18 protein-coding genes are annotated in these 18055 nt (G+C 48.3%); 8 read left to right on the forward strand and 10 right to left on the reverse strand.

The window, feature by feature from the left end; translation table 11 throughout:
- The first annotated feature begins 180 nt into the window (after window positions 1-180).
- Both JFC05_RS09545 and JFC05_RS09550 read left to right on the forward strand, forming a co-directional pair.
- Window positions 181-1680 carry a UvrD-helicase domain-containing protein gene (locus tag JFC05_RS09545; protein ID WP_198336730.1) on the forward strand — a complete coding sequence of 500 codons (1500 nt, stop codon included), beginning with the start codon at window positions 181-183 and terminating at the stop codon, window positions 1678-1680.
- Between the two features lie 71 nt (window positions 1681-1751).
- Window positions 1752-2804: a tRNA dihydrouridine synthase gene (locus tag JFC05_RS09550; RefSeq protein WP_198336731.1), complete on the forward strand. Its 1053-nt coding sequence runs from the start codon at window positions 1752-1754 to the stop codon at window positions 2802-2804.
- A gap of 80 nt (window positions 2805-2884) precedes the next feature.
- Here the strand turns inward: JFC05_RS09550 and JFC05_RS09555 are convergent, their stop codons facing one another.
- On the reverse strand, window positions 2885-3310 hold the full coding sequence (locus JFC05_RS09555; RefSeq protein WP_075101930.1) for an MAPEG family protein: 426 nt from the start codon (window positions 3308-3310) through the stop codon (window positions 2885-2887).
- Between the two features lie 14 nt (window positions 3311-3324).
- Window positions 3325-3738 carry an OsmC family protein gene (locus tag JFC05_RS09560; RefSeq protein ID WP_198336732.1) on the reverse strand — a complete coding sequence of 138 codons (414 nt, stop codon included), beginning with the start codon at window positions 3736-3738 and terminating at the stop codon, window positions 3325-3327.
- Window positions 3739-4201: 463 nt separating this feature from the next.
- On the opposite strand from JFC05_RS09560, the gene JFC05_RS09565 reads away from it, so the two are divergent.
- Window positions 4202-4720, forward strand: a complete 519-nt coding sequence (locus JFC05_RS09565) for an RNA pyrophosphohydrolase (protein ID WP_198336733.1) — start codon at window positions 4202-4204, stop codon at window positions 4718-4720.
- Between the two features lie 108 nt (window positions 4721-4828).
- Here the strand turns inward: JFC05_RS09565 and JFC05_RS09570 are convergent, their stop codons facing one another.
- Window positions 4829-5656 carry an NRDE family protein gene (locus tag JFC05_RS09570; protein WP_198336734.1) on the reverse strand — a complete coding sequence of 276 codons (828 nt, stop codon included), beginning with the start codon at window positions 5654-5656 and terminating at the stop codon, window positions 4829-4831.
- Window positions 5657-5913: 257 nt separating this feature from the next.
- Window positions 5914-7548 carry a DUF4139 domain-containing protein gene (locus JFC05_RS09575; protein ID WP_198336735.1) on the reverse strand — a complete coding sequence of 545 codons (1635 nt, stop codon included), beginning with the start codon at window positions 7546-7548 and terminating at the stop codon, window positions 5914-5916.
- Window positions 7549-7817: 269 nt separating this feature from the next.
- Here JFC05_RS09575 and lgt point away from each other — a divergent pair, with 269 nt between their 5' ends.
- The 4 genes from lgt (at window position 7818) to JFC05_RS12975 (ending at window position 10648) form a co-directional block, all read left to right on the forward strand.
- Complete coding sequence (gene lgt / locus JFC05_RS09580; RefSeq protein WP_198336736.1) at window positions 7818-8702, forward strand: prolipoprotein diacylglyceryl transferase; 885 nt, start codon at window positions 7818-7820, stop codon at window positions 8700-8702.
- Window positions 8703-8782: 80 nt separating this feature from the next.
- Window positions 8783-9649 (forward strand): thymidylate synthase, encoded by an 867-nt coding sequence (locus tag JFC05_RS09585; RefSeq protein ID WP_198336737.1) that lies wholly within the window; start codon window positions 8783-8785, stop codon window positions 9647-9649.
- 48 nt (window positions 9650-9697) lie between these two features.
- Entirely contained in the window at window positions 9698-10267 is a 570-nt protein-coding gene (locus JFC05_RS09590) for a dihydrofolate reductase (protein WP_192993205.1), read from the forward strand.
- 147 nt (window positions 10268-10414) lie between these two features.
- A complete protein-coding gene (locus tag JFC05_RS12975; protein ID WP_227697513.1) occupies window positions 10415-10648 on the forward strand; it encodes a TonB family protein in 234 nt (77 codons plus the stop codon).
- A gap of 136 nt (window positions 10649-10784) precedes the next feature.
- Here JFC05_RS12975 and uvrC read toward each other — a convergent pair whose 3' ends face one another.
- Both uvrC and JFC05_RS09605 read right to left on the reverse strand, forming a co-directional pair.
- Complete coding sequence (gene uvrC, locus JFC05_RS09600; protein WP_198336739.1) at window positions 10785-12629, reverse strand: excinuclease ABC subunit UvrC; 1845 nt, start codon at window positions 12627-12629, stop codon at window positions 10785-10787.
- 142 nt (window positions 12630-12771) lie between these two features.
- Window positions 12772-14298: a DUF3360 family protein gene (locus tag JFC05_RS09605; RefSeq protein WP_198336740.1), complete on the reverse strand. Its 1527-nt coding sequence runs from the start codon at window positions 14296-14298 to the stop codon at window positions 12772-12774.
- 440 nt (window positions 14299-14738) lie between these two features.
- Here JFC05_RS09605 and JFC05_RS09610 point away from each other — a divergent pair, with 440 nt between their 5' ends.
- A complete protein-coding gene (locus JFC05_RS09610; protein WP_198336741.1) occupies window positions 14739-15299 on the forward strand; it encodes a DUF4442 domain-containing protein in 561 nt (186 codons plus the stop codon).
- 245 nt (window positions 15300-15544) lie between these two features.
- Here JFC05_RS09610 and rplS read toward each other — a convergent pair whose 3' ends face one another.
- The 4 genes from rplS to rpsP form a co-directional block, all read right to left on the reverse strand.
- Window positions 15545-15967 (reverse strand): 50S ribosomal protein L19, encoded by a 423-nt coding sequence (gene rplS / locus JFC05_RS09615; protein ID WP_105244305.1) that lies wholly within the window; start codon window positions 15965-15967, stop codon window positions 15545-15547.
- A gap of 197 nt (window positions 15968-16164) precedes the next feature.
- Window positions 16165-16935 (reverse strand): tRNA (guanosine(37)-N1)-methyltransferase TrmD, encoded by a 771-nt coding sequence (gene trmD / locus JFC05_RS09620; protein ID WP_198336742.1) that lies wholly within the window; start codon window positions 16933-16935, stop codon window positions 16165-16167.
- Between the two features lie 121 nt (window positions 16936-17056).
- Window positions 17057-17590, reverse strand: coding sequence for a ribosome maturation factor RimM (gene rimM / locus JFC05_RS09625; protein WP_198336743.1), 534 nt, complete (start codon window positions 17588-17590; stop codon window positions 17057-17059).
- 190 nt (window positions 17591-17780) lie between these two features.
- Window positions 17781-18050, reverse strand: coding sequence for a 30S ribosomal protein S16 (gene rpsP / locus JFC05_RS09630; RefSeq protein WP_075101887.1), 270 nt, complete (start codon window positions 18048-18050; stop codon window positions 17781-17783).
- Window positions 18051-18055: the final 5 nt, after the last annotated feature.

The following is an 18055-nucleotide window of genomic DNA, read 5'->3' on the forward strand; positions in this document are numbered from 1 at the left end:
TTGACCTAATCGCCAGCCATTGTTTATGCAGTGGCTTTTTTTGCCTTTATGGTTTTTGACCCTATGGTGTTGCCCTTATAGTTGTTGTCCTGTCTTGTTTGTCCGCAGATTGTTAGATCATTTTTTACTCATCCATCGTGTCAGCAGATGTTGACACCGTTAGTATTTTAGGTAGCTTTTATGTCCGCATCTATGCCCGCTTATATGAGCGACCCCACCGATGAGCAGCTAAATGCGCTAAATATGGCGATGGATCACAAGTCGTTTAAAGTGGTGGCGTATGCTGGCGCGGGTAAAACCACTACGCTCAAGCTCATCGGCGAGCGTCTGCGGGGGCGCGGCTTGTATTTGGCTTTCAACAAAGCGATCGCCAATGATGCTCGGCAAAAATTCCCCAGTCACGTGGACTGCCGTACGTTTCACTCACTTGCTTATCGCCATGTCGCGCGTGATATCACTGCCAAATTGTCCTTACCACGGTTTTCACCCAAGCGTTTGGGCGATGATTTGGGGCTACAATCGGTGCAAGTACGTCGGCAAATGGATGGGGTAAATAAATACATCACTTTGACCCCAGCCCGCCTTGCGCGGTTTGTCAGCGATGCGGTCAGTCATTTTTGTAGTACCCATGCCAGCTACCCTGCGCCTAGGCATTTATTGTTTCCCAGCTGGCTCGATGCGGCAGATAGCGAGCAGCTGCGTGAGATGCTCTACCCTGCCGTCGAGCAGCGCTGGCTACAGTCTATCGATGCCCGCCATCCTGCTGGTATAGGTCATGATATTTATCTTAAATTATGGGCACTCTCCAAGCCCAGTATCCCAGCAGATTTTATCTTGTTTGATGAAGCGCAGGACGCCGACCCTTTGATGATGGGTATCTTGACGCAGCAATCAAAGCAAGTTATCTATGTTGGCGATGCTCATCAGCAGATCTATGAGTGGCGCGGCGCGGTCAATGCGATGAAGAAACTACCGCTACCGCAAACCTTATTGACCCAGTCGTTTCGCTTCGGCGAACCTATCGCTGAGGTGGCTAATACGTTACTCAAAGCGCTACAAGAAAACGTGCCTCTTAAAGGCAACCCTAATAAAAGCTCCTCTACTGAGAAAGGCCTCGTACATAGCAAAAAGGACGCCATTCTTTGCCGTACTAACGCGGCGGCTATGGCGCAGTTGTTAACCGGTCTAAAGTTAGGCCACCGTGTGGCGCTACAAGCCGATACCGAGCGTATGCTAAAGTTCTGCCAAGCGGCAGAAAACCTCAAAAACGGTAAATCTGCTTATGGCGTGCCAGAGCTGGCGTATTTCTATAACTGGTCGGATGTGCAAGAGTATTCAGAAACCAATGAGGGCAGCGATCTAAAAACTTTGGTTAAATTGGTCGATGATCACGGTACCAACGTCTTAAGTCAAGCGGTCAATAGTTTGACCAGCATCGATAACGCCGATTATGTCATCTCTACCGCGCACAAAGCCAAAGGGCTTGAATGGGGGCGCGTACAGCTCGATGACGATTTTTATTACGACGTGACCACCAATGCAGTCAAGATCAGCCCAGAGGAGCTGCGCTTGCTCTACGTTGCCTGCACACGCGCGCAGAGCAATCTCGACATTCATCATATCAAAGACTTGATCATCGGATTGCAAACGGGGAAAAAGGTCATCTTTGGCAATACCTAACACCGCTCCGCTCTATTCGATCACGTTATCGCCTTTCATATCGCCTTTCATTTAGATACTAAGCCTTAATCATGACTCAACATTCATCCCTCGAAATACGCCAGCGCACCCTGCAGCAACTATTTGCCCATCCTGTGCGCCTACTCGCTCCAATGGAGGGGCTAACCGATCCGTTAATGCGGCAAATCTTAACACAGATTGCCGCCGATTTAGGCCGTCCCTATGATTGGTCAGTCAGTGAGTTTATACGGGTGACTCAAACGCTGCTGCCCGCGCATGTGTTTTATAAATATGTGCCAGAGCTACATCAAGACACCAAAACGACTGCTGGCACGCCCATACATATCCAGCTGCTCGGTAGTGATGCTAGCCTGATGGCAGAAAACGCCGCGTACGCCTGTGAGCTTGGCGCGCCCGCCATCGATATCAACTTTGGCTGCCCTGCCAAGACCGTCAATAGCCACCGCGGCGGCTCGGTACTGCTCGATGAGCCAGAGGTCATGTATGATATTATTAGTACCGTACGCCGCGCAGTGCCTGCCCATATTGCCGTCTCAGCGAAGATTCGCTTGGGCTACACAGATACCAGCCGTATGGACGATATTCGAGGTGCGATTGGGGCGAGTGGCGCAGACTGGTTGACCATTCATGCCCGCACCAAAACCCAAGGCTACAAGCCGCCCGCTTATTGGGACAAAATCCAAAATTTTAATAAGCTGAATATCCCAGTGATTGCCAATGGCGAGATTTGGAATAGTGAGCAAGCACAGCAATGCATGAGGCAGGCAGGCACACCGCACCTGATGCTAGGACGCGGCGCTGTGACCCGTCCTGACTTGATTGCCCGTGTCGATAGTAGCCATGATGATGAGAGCGCGGCGGCCAGCGTTAGAGCAGATAGCAAGACCTTGACATGGAACGCGCTCATACCGCATCAAATTAAGTTTTTGGAAGGGGCAGCAAAAAACGATGTGGTACTGGTGGGCCGCTACAAACAGTGGCTAGGGATGCTAACCAAAGGCTATGATGAGGCGCAGCCGGTGTGGGAACGCATCAAGCGTGAAAAAGACAAAGCCGTCATCATCGATGCTCTTATCACCAGCGTCTCATCAGCGACGGCATAAATAGCAAAGACAATAACGGCTCGTCTTTTATCATAAAACAGAAGCTCGCCGCGGCGGCTAATTGTTCATAAGACCTAGCGCTAGACGCTCACACGTATTGCTAAATAAAACAGCATGAGTGGACACGCCATCGACAGCGTCCACAGTATCGAACGAAACGTCGCTAAATTGCTGATATAAGCGATGCAAAAGCCAATACGAATCAGTACGTACAACCAAGCCAACACGTTGACAATCAGCTGAGGCACAAAAAACAACATCGCCACCAGCACTGCTGCCAAAAATACCGGTAACGTCTCATAGCTGTTTTGCTGAGCGGCATTGGCGCGCGCAGCGGCGCCTGTTGTCTCTTGCAAAAAACGGCGCGGATGGGCGTTGTCAGCCAGCCGAAAGCCGCCAAGGGCTTTTGCACTCAGCGCCATCACGAGTGGCAACAAGCTTGCCACCACCATCGCCCAAATCGCGGATGCGGCGGTATCAGGAATCAACCCAAAAAATACATTCATGCGCGCCCTCGCCCCTACCCTGCAACCACTTCAAAATCATGCGTGATATTCACCCCGCCCTGTACCAGCATACGACTGGCCGAGCAGTATTTTTCTGCTGATAGGTTCACCGCTTTTTCGACCTGCTTATCCTTGATGTCTTGACCGGTCACGATGAAGTGCATATGAATGTCGGTATAGACAGCAGGGACGGTCTCAGCGCGGTTTGCGGTCAGCTCACAACGTACATCCGTGACCTCTTGACGTGATTTTTGTAAGATAGACACCACATCATAGCTGGCACAGCCGCCCAAGCCGAGTAAGATCAGCTCCATCGGGCTTGCGCCATTTTCTTTGTCGGCGTCGATTTGCAGATTATGCCCTGAGGGTGAGACGCCCAAAAAGGCTTTTTTCTCTTGCCACGTGACACTTGCTTTTGATTCTGACATGTTCGTTTTTCCTTATTTTGATTGGCAGATAACCTGATTATTATTTTCAATAATACACGCGATAAGGTTAGTGTAGCACAAGCCAAAACCAGATTTTATAAAGACCTGATAAAGCAGCAGCCATCTGTATTTATTTGACGGCAACGCACCATCATAACCTTGCATACCTTTTTATTAAGCAATAGTTAACAAACTCAACCTGTGTTTGCTCATGTTTATCAAGATTACCTTAAGAAACTAACTTACAAAAGTCTATTTATAAGCTATTGATTTTAATAAGTAAAACTCGTGAAACATTTTATAGCAAAATACTGTTACACATTTTGCTTGTTTCTTGGTTTAATAACGGTAATGAATCTTATTTTGGCCAGATATAGGTGACAGTCGACTTATAATAATTAAGATAGTCATCATGGTATCGGTTTGAAATAAGCTATTTTTAAACAAATTAAAAGGGTTAGTCATGATAGATGCAGACGGCTTTCGCGCCAATGTCGGCATCATCTTGGCAAATACACAAGGGCAAGTACTGTGGGCAAAACGTATTGGTCACAACGCTTGGCAGTTTCCTCAAGGCGGCATCGACCGCGGGGAGACGCCGATGGATGCGATGTATCGCGAGCTCTGGGAAGAGGTCGGCCTACATCCGCGTCATGTAGACTTATTGGCAGTCACTCAAGACTGGCTGCGCTATCGTCTGCCTAAGCGTTATGTACGCCATGGACAGCACCCTTTGTGTATTGGGCAAAAACAAAAATGGTTTTTGCTGCGCTTAGATGAGCCAAATACTCAACACATTCGCTTTGATGAAGGTAAACCAGAATTTGACCACTGGCAATGGGTCAGTTATTGGTATCCTCTAGGACAAGTGATTCATTTTAAACGTGGGGTATATCGCCGCGCCTTGCAAGAGCTGGCGCGCGAGCTTCCCCTAAAACAAGAGCTGATCCTTCCGGAACAGGACAACCATTTGCTGGCATGACTTTGATAGAGTCTTGATAAAGTTTTGGTGTGATTTTGGCATCGCTAATTAACTATATATGCTCAATATGCTCACTGTGATACTGTTATGGAATCACCGTGAGCATTTTTATGCGCCGGTTGCAGCCGCGCTTGCCTCGCGGCTAATGAGCGTGGCGGTGGTTTTACTACTTGCCCCTTTATGCTTGTCTTGGCGCAAGGTTAAGATGCTTTGAGTACGGGTACCATAAGTAGGGAGAGGGGCCTGCCGCTGATCAAATGCCACAGGCTCGATATAGACAGAGGACAGCATCTGCTCAACCTCTCTACTCATGCCGGTATCGGGTAGCTGATCGGCGGGGGCTTGTCGGTTGTCAGATAGCACCGCATAGGCAGCGTCCTGCCAGTAAGCAGGCGAGCTGTCTTCGGCGATAAGTGGCAGCACTTCTTGACGCAGCCTACCACGCAGTTTTTCGGTTTTGAACCAACCGTCGTCTGGCTGACCGTTTGAGACCACATGCAATCCTGCATACAGTGGCGTGGGCGCATGGCCGCGATTATTGACCATCACTGCTTGCAGCGCATCGCCAATGATCAGGTTAAAACCTGCATAGTCTTGCAACTCAATTTGCCGAGCAAAGTCCATCGGGCTTCTATCACTGGTTAAAAAATCTGTAACCAGTGCCCCACGCGAGCGCTCATCTGCCCCTGCCTGCACCCCATCACGAAAGTTTAGCACCGCCGCCCAGCGTCCATTTTGCTCATAAAGACCGTCGTGCATGACTTGGTGAATACCCAGCCAAGTACCGCCACTTTGCTGATCGCGACCTGCATAAATCGGCTTATCAGGCCACTGGTGCAGCGGCTCAGTCGGACGCTGCAAAAACTCATCTCGATTGGATAAGAGCACCAGCGGCACCTCATCAAACAACTGCCAAGCGATGGCGACGATACACATAATTTTCCTTTTATGGGATTGGTAGTTTATGGGACTGGTCGTCTTTTTAATAGGTAATCTTTTCAGTACAAAATAACGTCGTTTAAAATGTCCTGCATCTTTTTATAGTCGATTCTGAATAAAACAGATACATTATATGTCAACGTGGAACTGGTATAAATTTTACTTGCGTGCTGTGCCTGCGCCGACAGAGGCTGCGTAAAATTTATCCCAGTCCCACTGTATCGTTTTTATACTGAACTCACTATATTCTTATATCAATTGGTGCGGAGTTTTTTATCAGCAGGATAGCTAATCTGTGTGGTCGATCGAATCACTTTTGATTGTTTACTTGGCAAATCAAACTCCCAAGCGACCATGCCGGTATTGTCATTCCAGTCGCGTTCAGTGACGGGCGGGGTATGCACTGTGGTTACTTTAATACTGTCATCACGGCTGATAGGCTCACTAGCCAGTACCTGCAAGCGTTTGGTGCGGCTATGCTGATTGGTCAATTGATAAGCTTCGGTACTACTTAAGGTTTGCTTACGATTAAACGCCCCCTTATCGCCTTGCTTATCTTCGTCGGTTATTTGTTTGATGGGGATATTTGGATCAACGCCAAAGCCGATACCCTGCTCTTTGAGCGTTTGATACTGATAGCGCGCTTGACCAATATAGTTATCATCACGGTAGAGCTGAAGCGCTCCATCGGCCCATGCAGGTGTCAAAAATGGTGCCGATGCATACCAATAAGCCGTTTGCTCAACACTTGGCGTACTGCGGATCCAAAGCTTGCTACGCCCAGACTGCTCATCAATGACCGTACGCACGTGCCTACCGTCACTTGGCAAGCTCACGCGCTGCGGCAACCGGTACTCGATGATGCCGTTTTTGTTTTGACGACTCACGCTAAAGCTCGGTAGCGGTGCCATCGTCGGTGCCGACGCCTCCCTGTCATCGCTACTTCTTTCTGAGACAACGATGGAAGAAGGCTCCATCATGGATGATGCAACCCTAGCACGTGATGCTTGATCTTTTTCATATAAAGACAGGCGCGCCACATTTGGCAGCTGGCCTGTGGTGCGTTGATTGGGGTTGACTGAGCTGAGTACGACAGGGACGTTTTGCCAATTCTCTCCGGTTTGCTGAGCGATGATGGCTGATGCGGTGATGCTAAGCTGCTCGGTATTGGTATCCAGACGCGCCTGATAAGTCGGCTGCCAACCTGCGCCGCGCACTTGATAATGGAGCTTTACCGCGGCGGGCTTGCGGCTGGCAGTACGGACACTGACCTGTGTCACGCGATTTTGCGTCGATGTGCTACTGCCCGCCATCGTTTGATTAAGCGCAGCCTGTGCCCGCGCTTGCCGCTGCTTGATATCCCATATGCGTTTATTGATACTTGCCGCTTGTGTTTCTATATCACGAGCGGTATTGGCCACTGTGCCCTCTGTACTGATTTGACTGACCTTGGTGAGGTTTTGTAGATAGGCTTTTGCCAGATTGGCGGCTTCTAGCTCGGCATTGATTTCAGCAAGCGCGGCTTGTTGCGATTGTACGTTGGCATCGCCCTCATACTGACACTGCGCTGCTTGCTCACCGCTTAGCGTCTCGATACTGACTTCACCGAGATTGACGCCTGTGACGGCCTGCACGCTCACGCTGTCTTTGTCGATATAAGGAGACAAGCAAGAAAACACCAGCGTCTGCTCTCCGTTACCCTTGACAGGTAGCGCGCGGGTGACACTGGCCAAGCCTTGATAAATGGTGACTTGCTCGATAATGCTACTTGCTGCATATGCAGGCGTCAGGGATAGTGCCAGCAGACTGGGTAGACTGAGCAAGATCAGGCCTTTTTTTGCCCAACGGTACTCAGTGGCTGCTTCTACTTTTGATACATCAGCTTGCATAATCTATCCTTAAAATACGGTTTATCCATTCATACGGCCTATCAGCGCCAGCCCATATCCGCTCATGCTTCTGAAAATATTGAGGTATTTATCATTAGCAGCTTTTTTATATCTTAGGGGTTTTCTGTCGTGGTTTCTAGCGGCTGGCAGGCGCAAATCACATTTATGCAGTCTCTGTGATGCAATTGTCTAACCGTAATTTGGTATGCCTGCCAAGCTATTTTTGCTATTATGACCCCCATTCTATTATCAATAATTATGATGTCCTTATGATGATTCATCCTCAGTATGATCCCGTAGCGCTGTCCTTGGGCCCTGTAGAAGTACATTGGTATGGCTTGATGTATCTGCTGGCATTTGCCGCCGCGTTTGGTCTGGCATGGTACCGCAGTGGCCAGCGTGAGAGCTGGACCACTGACATGGTGTCAGACCTTGTTTTTTATGGCGCGCTCGGTGTCATTTTGGGTGGCCGTATCGGCTATGTGCTGTTTTATCAATTTGGTGAGCTGCTACAAAACCCCGCCTATTTATTTAAGGTGTGGGAAGGCGGTATGTCGTTCCACGGCGGCATGATTGGGGTTTTACTCGGCATGTTGTATTTTGCCCGTAAGTACAAAAAAACACCTTTTCAAGTGCTGGATTTTATCGTGCCGTGTGTACCGACGGGGTTATTGTTTGGTCGTATCGGCAACTATATCAACGGTGAGCTGTGGGGGCGCGTCTCTGATGGCGGCTATAACTGGCTGACCTACTTCCCGCAGGCCGCGGCTTTTGATATGCAGCAATTGCAAGCCAATCCTCAATTACAGGAGTTGATGATGGAGGTCAACGGCCAGTATTTACTGCCCCGCCACCCATCACAGCTCTATGAGGCCTTTGCTGAAGGTCTGATGCTATTCTTGTTTTTGTGGTGGTACTCTGCCAAGCCGCGTCCACGTATGGCGGCATCGGCGATATTCTTATTAGGTTACGGTATCAGCCGCTTTATCATCGAGTTTTTCCGTCAGCCAGATGCCGACCAAGGTTTTATTTTACTTGGCTGGATGACCAAAGGGCAAATACTGAGCACACCAATGATTATCATCGGCTTTGTACTGTTGGTTTATGCCTATAAACGCGGTATCTATGACTGGGGTAAGCAAGCCGCCTATTAAGCGCGCTTGCACTATAAATGTCCAAAAACAGATTAAGACTTATTTAATGACGCGCTTTGATAGCGTAGAAGAGCAATATTATGAGCAGTTACAGTAGTAAAAACGAGCAGGCTTATTTGGACTTGCTGCGTCACGTCATGAGTGAAGGCACTGAAAAAGGCGATCGTACGGGCACAGGTACGCTAAGCCACTTCGGCGCGCAGATGCGTTTTGACTTATCAGACGGCTTCCCGTTACTGACCACCAAAAAAGTCCACTTTAAATCCATCGTGTATGAGCTATTATGGTTTTTGAGCGGTAGCACTCATGTCGATTATCTACAAGAAAACGGCGTGCGTATCTGGAACGAATGGGCCACAGCGGAACAGACGGCGCGCTTCAATCGTCCTGCGGGCGATTTAGGGCCAGTATACGGTCACCAATGGCGCAACTACGGCGCGACCAAAGACGAGAATGGCCGCTATAACAATGACGGCGTCGATCAAATCGCCCAAGTCGTGGAGCAAATCAAGACCAACCCCAACTCCAGACGCTTGATTGTCTCTGGCTGGAACCCAGGTGAAGCCGAGCAAGTCGCCCTGCCGCCTTGTCATACGCTGTTTCAGTTTTTTGTCGCGGACAACAAACTCTCCTGCCAGCTTTACCAGCGCTCAGCGGATTTATTCCTAGGTGTGCCGTTCAATATCGCCAGCTATGCCCTACTGACCCACATGATTGCGCAGGTTTGTGGGCTGGGCGTGGGCGAGTTTATCTGGACCGGCGGCGACTGTCATATTTATCAAAACCACCGCGAGCAAGTCGAGCTGCAACTGACGCGTGAGTGTTATGCACTACCGACATTGACGCTCAACCCTGATGTCGATGATATTTTTGCGTTTCGTTTTGAGGATATTAGCGTAAACGGTTATGCATCACATCCCGCTATCAAAGCAAAAGTCGCGGTATAAAGACTGTTTTTTACTTCATATGACTGATGAAAACAATAAGGACATATTATGAGTTATGCCAATACCCAAGTCGCCCAAATCGCTGCTATCAGTAGCAATCGCTGTATCGGTAAGGACAATGAGCTGCCGTGGCATATCTCAGCAGATTTGCAGCATTTCAAACAAATGACCACCAAAGCAACAGGCGGTGCGGTTCAAGGTATCGTCATCATGGGGCGCAAAACCTTTGAATCAATGGGCAGCAAGCCGTTGCCAAAACGTGTCAGCTTTATTATCAGCAGTCAAATGGACTACGCCGAAAAGAGCGGCCTAGTAGGCAAAGACAATGCGCATGTGGTGCATAATTTGGATGATGCTTTAACGCAAGCTGCCAGTCTCGCCCATGGTGCTCACTTAGATACGATTTGGGTCATCGGCGGCGAGCGGGTATTTCGTGATGCCTTTATGTACACCGATCGTATTGAGCTGACACACGTCGATACCGAGATCCCTGACGGCGAGGCGTTTTATCCTGAATTGCCGAGCGACTTTGCAGTCGCAGAAGCGTCTGAGTCGATGCATGATGAAAAAAGCGGATTGGATTTTAAGTTCGTGACTTATAAAAGCGTGGAAAACTAAAAAATGACGAAAAAGCTTTTACCACTTGCACTTCTCTTCGCATTTATGACAGGCTGCCAGAGCCTGCCTCAACGAGAGCCTGTTATAGTTCCCCCTAAAGTCATGCGCTCCGTAGACTTTACTATCCCTCCTCGAGTATCAAGAAGGATGAGTCGGGGAGAAAGTTTGGACCTTGTACTTAAATTATATGTTAATAAGAACGGCACAGTTGACAAGGTCAGTATTCAAAAATCGTCAGGCAATCGACATCTAGATAGAAATGCTATTATACAAGCTCGCAAAATGATATTTCATGCAGCAACTAAAGACAGTAGGTTTATAGAATCAACCGTGAGGTTACCTATTGTTTATAAAATGCTTAGAGATGATATGCTTCACTGAGCTATAGTCGATTCTAAATAAAACAGATACATTCTATTTCAGCGCGGAACTGGTATAAATTTTTCTGGCATCCTCTGCCTGCAATTCATCCCAGTCCCACGATATCGTTTTTGTACTGAACTCACGATATATCTGTTTACTCATGCAGCACTTTATAAATGGTCTTGGCCAATACTGGACCGATGCCCTGTACACCCGACAGCTCTTGCTGCGAAGCCCCTAGCAGTTGCTGCATCCCGCCAAAGTGATTGAGCAAGTCGCGGCGGCGCTTTTCTCCCAGCCCCGGTATCACCTCCAGCACCGACGACGAACGGCGCTTATCGCGCTTTTTACGGTGCGCCGTGATGGCAAAACGATGCGCCTCATCACGAATATGCATCAATAAATGCAGCGCCTTGCTGTCCATGGGCAGATCCAGCGGCTCATGATCGATAAAATGTAATACTTCTAAACCCGCCTTGCGCCCTTCTCCTTTTGCCACACTCACAAGCAGCGTGTCATTTAAAATACCCAGCTCGGTCAAGACGTCTTTGGCGATATTAAGCTGACCTTTCCCGCCATCAATCAGCAACAGATCAGGCAGGGGCTGTTTTTTATAGCGCCGCGTCAGCACTTGCTGCATCGCCGCATAATCGTCACCGCCTTGGATATCATGAATCGCATACTGACGGTAATCGCGGCGGCGCGAGCCTCCTTGATCGAACACCACACAGCTACCGATGGTCGCCTCGCCCATGGTGTGCGAGATGTCAAAGCACTCGATACGGTCTATGGCGCGATCAGTGACATCAGCCAGTACGTCCTTTAGCGCACCAAAGCGCGCATGCAGCTCTAGATAGTCGCCCAGTTTGGTTTTTAGTGCATTGTTGGTGTTCAGTTTGGCCAAATCCAGCCACTCTGAGCGGTGCTCGCGCACATTGGTTTTGATAACGACTTTGCTCTCAAAGTGGGTGGCCAATGCTTCGCTGATTGCTTGTTGGTCAGGTAGCGCATGACTGAGAATAATCTCACTTGGCAAGTCGTCGGTCACCTGAAAATAAAAAGAGGTAATAAAGGCGGACAAATTATCCGCGAGCGACTCACTGCTATCAACATCAGGGAAATAGTTTTTGCCACCGAGTACGCGGCCGCCGCGCACCGTCAGCACATTGACACAAGTCATGCCTGCCTGACTGGCAATCGCAATCACATCGGCCTCGCCTTGCACCGTATAGACGGCCTGCCGCGCTTGTACTTCGCGCAGCATAGAGAGCTGATCCCGATAAAAGACTGCTTTTTCAAAATCCAACGCTTCAGCAGCACTTTCCATCTTTTCAATTAGCGCACTGTGTATGTCACTTGAGTCGCCTTTGAGAAAACGAATGGTGTTATTCACATCTTCTGCATATTCTTCTGGCGACACCAAGCCCACACAGGGCGCACGGCAACGCTTGATTTGATACTCAAGGCACGGACGCTTACGCTGCTTAAAAAACGTATTGGTACACTGGCGCATCTGAAACATCTTTTGCATGAGCACCAAGGTTTCTTTGGCCGCATGAGCAGAAGGAAAAGGCCCAAAAAACCGACCTTTTTGATGATTGCCTTTGCCGCGGCCATAAGCCAATCTTGGATAAGGCTTATCCGCTGAGATAAACACATACAGATAAGATTTATCATCACGCAGTAGGACGTTATAAGGGGGACGGTATTCTTTAATCAGGTTTTGCTCAAGCAGCAATGCCTCGGTCTCACTACGGGTAATGATGGTCTCGATATCGTGAATCCGTGCCACCAGTGCCCGCGTCTTTGGATGGTCAATGGTCTTAGCGAAGTAGCTATTGACGCGACTTTTTAACGATTTTGCCTTGCCCACATATAAAATATCACCGTTTTTACCCAGCATTTTATAGACCCCTGGCAAGTTTGGCAGGCGCTGAATTAGATGTTTAAGGCGGGCTTTTTTATCATCGACGGGACTCGACTCTGAGACATTAACCATAAAATTTATTGCTCTTAAGACACTGATATACAGCTATTTATGGGGCGGCAGCCTATGTTTTACAAGCCATCAAACTTATCCGCTTACACACAAAAAAACCAGCACAAGGCTGGCTTTTCTTTTTTTGTGGTAGGCAAAATTTCTAATGACGGAAGTTCGGTAATAGTGCAGGAATGCCCGGCAACAGCCCAACCACCGCCATGACACCAGTCAATATCACAAAGGTAATGACAGGAATAACCCAGCGGCTCATCTTTGATAGGCTCGCACTACGCTCCTTTGAGCCAATCAAACCTAGGTTATCAAGCACCAAGGTAATCGACCAGCCAAAGGCTGGGTTGACCAATGCCGAGGCAAAGACCACAATCGCAGCAGACTGCGTGGTTTTACCTTCGCGCGTCATCTCCATCCCCGCCTCAAGCAGCGGAATAAAGACCCCGACAATCAGTGCCACACACATCACCGGCTCCCAAATCGCCAAATCCATCGGATAGCCCCAGATACCAGCGATCAAACAAAACAGTCCTGTGAGTACCGCACCCGCTGGAATCGGGCGTTTGGCAATCGCAGCTGGTACGATATACGTACCCCATGATGACGCAAAGTTTGCGCCACCAAGGATAGAGCCTGCGACCTGACGGATAGAGGCACTAGTCATCGTGTCATCGATATCCATCAACACGCGCTCGGTACGCTTTGGGTAGCTGATCTTTTGGAAGACCTGATGACCCAAAAAATCCGGCGACCACATAGCGACGGCCAATACCGCAAATGGCAATACTACCACAAAGCTTTCAATCGTCGGTAAGCCTAGCATCCAGCCCGTGTCCTCCCCCCACCAGTACATCGGGTTCATATTTGGCAGGCCAGGCGCTGTCTCAAAGGCAAAAGGCGCGCCCATGGCAAAGGCCACACCGCCACCTAACAAGCAGCTTAACGGTACAGCCAGCCAGCGCTTTTGAAAGTTTTCTAACACCGCATACAGGATGATGGTCAGCAAAATCACCACAAAGGCGATATGCGCCATGCCGATACCTTCGGCCCATGCAAAAAGATTTTTGACCTGCGAGAGGGTGCCAATAAAACCCAAATAAAGCAGCAGACCGCCACACACGCCTTTACTGGTCAAGTTTGCCAGCAGACTGCCTCCTTTACTAATGGCTAGTAATAGCCCAAAAGCACCGATGAGCAAGCCAAAGGCCATCGGGTGACCACCAGCAGCAACGACGATAGGAATCAGTGGAATCAGTGGCCCGTGCGTACCAGCAAGGTTGGCCGTCGGTAGCAGAAAGCCTGAGAATAAAATCACAAAGAAAGCGACAATTAACAGCTCATAGCGCACGTTTTCTAATACAAAGGCATCGCTTAGCCCAAGCGGCCCTGCAAACGTAGCGGCAATAGCGCCTACCATCACGACCTTACCGATCGTTGCGGCCATCGCAGGGATGGTATCTTCATACTCAAAACGATAATCACGAAACGGCAAGTTTACCCGCCAGCGCTTGGGCTGCATGATTTGTAGTTCATGATTTAGATAGGCGTCACGACTCTCAAAGCTTGAGCTGGGCTTGTGTAGATCAAGGTAGCTGCCTTGTGGCTCGCTGTCGTAATTGGATGGACTTGATGGTGGCGGATTAGACCCTGAGGCAGGGATCTGAGTGTTACTCATCACATTTCCTTATGTCGACTGAGGCTTCGATGGACGGGCAGTGCACTGATGTGACTTGATAGAATCACAGGGCAGTACAAATTGCAGGCTATTGTATGTCACAGGACAGTGAAATGCGAGCGCGGAACCATGTAAAGATACTATGCGTCTCGGTTTGATTGATAACTTAAAGTTTTAAATTATCATTTTTGCAAACTTATCAATCATTTATTTTAGAAAAACAACCACAGATTGCTTAGCGATGACCGTGCTCAGGGCGACATGCTGCCTCATATATTCATCATTTATCTTATTTATAATGAGGCATACTTACGCTTTAAACCTAGCGGTAAAGACGATTTTTACTTATGATAAATAGCTTTCACGCTAGATACCCTGCAACAGGTGTCAGCTATTTGACTTAATAATTAAAAATCGAAAAGAAGTAACAGGATTCCTTTATGAGCTTACTACCCACCAACCTTGAGACCTTAAAGCGTCGCGCCAAACAAAGCATCATGCCATTGTTGACACCGCATTTACTAAAACTGCGTATCAACACCTACGCGCCTTACGTCGGAGCTGGCATCAGAATCGAGCATATCAGCCTCGATCAAGGTTTATGTGTGGTCAGTATGGGTTTGAATAGCTTAAATAAAAACATCGTCGGCACCCAGTTCGGTGGCAGCCTCTACTCTATGGTTGATCCGTTTTATATGCTCATGCTGATGCATCAATTGGGCAGTCATTATGTGGTATGGGACAAAAGCTCACATATCGACTTTGTCGCGCCAGGCCATAGCAAAGTTACCGCAAGGATGAAGATACCGAGCGCTGAAATCATTACCATTCAAGAGCTGGCCAAAGATGGAGGGGCGGTATTTCGCGACTACAGTGTCGATATCGTCGATGAGCAGCAAAAAGTTGTGGCCACTGTCACCAAGACACTGTATATCCGTTTGCGTAAGCACAGTAAATCAAAGGATCAAAGCATACGCATCGACACCGCTGATAGCGCCTAATCTCACGCATCTGCGTTCATAGGCACACATGTATTCTCGCCCATACAAAAACCCCAATCCAGCTATCGCATAGATTGGGGTTTTGTCTTTTTGGTATGGCCCGCTTATTTATAAATAAACCTATGAATAAGGGCTGGTATCTATGCTTGTCCGAGCCTTTGCTGGCGGTGATAATCACAGACTAACAAAGACTCAGAGCAGCGCTTAGATACTTATGATCACGTATGTGCTCACGTAACTTGTGCTTAGATACCTGGCGCTGTTTCAACCGCATCAGGAACACCAGCGTCAGTTTTTTTCTGAGCTGTTGGACGAGCACCAAGCTTTTCGCGGATACGTGCTGATTTACCAGAGCGCTCACGTAAGTAGTATAGTTTCGCACGACGAACCGCACCACGGCGTTTCACTTCGATGCTATCGATCAGTGGTGAATGCAACTGGAACGCACGCTCAACACCGACGCCGCTTGAGATTTTACGTACGGTAAATGCTGAGTTTAAACCGCGGTTACGCTTAGCGATGACCACACCTTCAAAAGCCTGTAGACGCTCACGCTCACCTTCACGTACTTTTACTTGTACGACAATGGTATCACCGGGTGCAAAGCTTGGGTGTTCACGCAATTGAGCGTTTTCGATGACCTGAACCAATGGATGCTTGTTGCTCATGAGAGTTATCTCCTCACATTAGATAATAGAGGCTTCACGCATATCACCTGTTTGTAATAATGAATTGCATCTTATTATGAAAAGACGCAACGTAAATGGGTTATAACCAACGGCCACAATATGATGACTCGTTTTATTATTGCTCAAAATTTTATTGTTTAACTGTTTATCAAATTTAAAAACGATAAAACGACGGGTTAACCCCTATTTTTATCTGTTTTTGCCAGTGCCTTTAGCCACTTCGCTTGCTCTGCCGTTGGGGTAAACGCCTGCCATAAGTCTGGCCGACGCGCTTGCGTGCGACTGACTTGCTGAGCAAAACGCCACTTAGCAATATTGGCATGATGACCTGAGAGTAATACCTCAGGGACGCTCATACCTGCAAATTCATGCGGCTTGGTATAATGCGGACAATCAAGCAAACCATCGACAAAGGAGTCTTGCTCAGCGGACTGATCATCGCCCATGATATCAGGCAAACGACGTATCACACTATCCATCAATACCATGGCAGGCAGCTCACCGCCTGTCAGCACATAATCCCCCAATGACACTTCCCTATCGACATATCGTGATAGTAAGCGCTCATCAACACCCTCGTAACGACCGCACAATATAATCATGCCATCGTACTCAGCCATGCTGACCACACTACTCTCACTGAGCGTCTGTCCTTGTGGCGACATATAAATCACCGGACAGTGCTCACTATCGACACGGCAGCCGTGCTGACTCGCTCGCAAGCGCGCATCCTCTATGGCTTTTGATAATGGCTCGGCCATCATCACCATGCCAGGACCGCCACCATACGGGCGCTCATCAATACGGCGGTAGTTATCGGTGGTATAATCACGTGGATTAATGCACTCAATCGTCACGTGCTCTCCAGCAACTGCCCTTCCTGTGATACCAAAATCACGAATCGTGGCAAACATCTCAGGGAAAATACTAATGACGGCAAAATACATCTGATATCTACTTAATCGACGCAGTGATCATACTGGCGCTAACGCCAAAAAATTGTCTTACTCATACTATTAATAGTTATTAGCTACTTGATTAATAGATATTTGACTAATATCTATTTAACTAATAGTCACTTGGCCATGCTACCAGCACCGTTTTTTCAGTCATATCGACCTCAATAACGGTTTGTTTGTGCCATGGAATCAGGCGCTCTTCATCATCCAAGCTGTCTGAATTTGCTTTCACGCGCATGATGTCATGCGCGCCAGTTTCAAACATCTCGGTGATATCGCCCAGATACTCTTCTTGCTCGTTTATCACGCGCAAGTCGATCAAGTCTGACCAATAATATTCATCTTCAGCCGTTTCTGGCAAGACGTCTTGCTCGACCCAAACGGTCACACCGTTCATCGTCTCCGCAACATTGCGATCAGGTACCTGCTCAAACTGAGCGACGATTCCTGTGCCTTGTTGACGCCATGCTTTCACCGTCAAAGGCTTCATACCAGTGGCAGTTTTCATCCACCACGGCTGCATGTCAAATATCGCCGTCCGCTCCTCTGTATCACTAAATACCCACAGCCAGCCTTTAATACCATAAGGCTTTTTAAGCTGACCGATTTTCATAAGGGTACTAGCGTCTGGAGCAGATGACATAACGGCTAACCTAGTAATGACTAACAAACAGTAAGTAAAACAATCACGATTAAAGCAACAATCATTGAAAACTGCGTTAAAAGCGATAAACAGTTAATGGCGCACCCTGGTCAGACCAGTTACGCTATGTGTTCTCAAGTCTATTGAGACTGCCATAGTCAAACTATAGGCACCTCAGCGACCAACAAACTTAAGCAGTGGCTTCAGTTTGAGCGGCAGACTTGCTATAAGCTTTTGCTAATGAAGCAACGCGATCTGAAGGCTGTGCACCTTTGGCGATCCACGCATTGTACGCTTCCATGTTTAGGCGTACTGCTTCTTCAGACTCTTTAGCGAGTGGGTTAAAAAAGCCGATGTTTTCAATATAGCGACCGTCACGCGCGCGGCGTTGATCAGCAACAACTACTTGATAAAATGGGCGTTTCTTGGCACCGCCCCGTGCTAAACGAATAACAACCATGTGAA

The organism is Psychrobacter celer (genome assembly GCF_016107555.1).
Classification (GTDB): Bacteria; Pseudomonadota; Gammaproteobacteria; order Pseudomonadales; family Moraxellaceae; genus Psychrobacter; species Psychrobacter celer.

Excerpts from the sequence above, each read along its gene's own strand:
- JFC05_RS09545 (WP_198336730.1), top strand. The coding sequence starts at position 181 with ATGTCCGCATCTATGCCCGCTTATATGAGCGACCCCACCGATGAGCAG.
- JFC05_RS09550 (WP_198336731.1), top strand. The coding sequence starts at position 1,752 with ATGACTCAACATTCATCCCTCGAAATACGCCAGCGCACCCTGCAGCAA.
- JFC05_RS09555 (WP_075101930.1), bottom strand. The coding sequence starts at position 3,310 with ATGAATGTATTTTTTGGGTTGATTCCTGATACCGCCGCATCCGCGATT.
- JFC05_RS09560 (WP_198336732.1), bottom strand. The coding sequence starts at position 3,738 with ATGTCAGAATCAAAAGCAAGTGTCACGTGGCAAGAGAAAAAAGCCTTT.
- JFC05_RS09565 (WP_198336733.1), top strand. The coding sequence starts at position 4,202 with ATGATAGATGCAGACGGCTTTCGCGCCAATGTCGGCATCATCTTGGCA.
- JFC05_RS09570 (WP_198336734.1), bottom strand. The coding sequence starts at position 5,656 with ATGTGTATCGTCGCCATCGCTTGGCAGTTGTTTGATGAGGTGCCGCTG.
- JFC05_RS09575 (WP_198336735.1), bottom strand. The coding sequence starts at position 7,548 with ATGCAAGCTGATGTATCAAAAGTAGAAGCAGCCACTGAGTACCGTTGG.
- lgt (WP_198336736.1), top strand. The coding sequence starts at position 7,818 with ATGATGATTCATCCTCAGTATGATCCCGTAGCGCTGTCCTTGGGCCCT.
- JFC05_RS09585 (WP_198336737.1), top strand. The coding sequence starts at position 8,783 with ATGAGCAGTTACAGTAGTAAAAACGAGCAGGCTTATTTGGACTTGCTG.
- JFC05_RS09590 (WP_192993205.1), top strand. The coding sequence starts at position 9,698 with ATGAGTTATGCCAATACCCAAGTCGCCCAAATCGCTGCTATCAGTAGC.
- JFC05_RS12975 (WP_227697513.1), top strand. The coding sequence starts at position 10,415 with ATGAGTCGGGGAGAAAGTTTGGACCTTGTACTTAAATTATATGTTAAT.
- uvrC (WP_198336739.1), bottom strand. The coding sequence starts at position 12,629 with ATGGTTAATGTCTCAGAGTCGAGTCCCGTCGATGATAAAAAAGCCCGC.
- JFC05_RS09605 (WP_198336740.1), bottom strand. The coding sequence starts at position 14,298 with ATGAGTAACACTCAGATCCCTGCCTCAGGGTCTAATCCGCCACCATCA.
- JFC05_RS09610 (WP_198336741.1), top strand. The coding sequence starts at position 14,739 with ATGAGCTTACTACCCACCAACCTTGAGACCTTAAAGCGTCGCGCCAAA.
- rplS (WP_105244305.1), bottom strand. The coding sequence starts at position 15,967 with ATGAGCAACAAGCATCCATTGGTTCAGGTCATCGAAAACGCTCAATTG.
- trmD (WP_198336742.1), bottom strand. The coding sequence starts at position 16,935 with ATGTATTTTGCCGTCATTAGTATTTTCCCTGAGATGTTTGCCACGATT.
- rimM (WP_198336743.1), bottom strand. The coding sequence starts at position 17,590 with ATGTCATCTGCTCCAGACGCTAGTACCCTTATGAAAATCGGTCAGCTT.
- rpsP (WP_075101887.1), bottom strand. The coding sequence starts at position 18,050 with ATGGTTGTTATTCGTTTAGCACGGGGCGGTGCCAAGAAACGCCCATTT.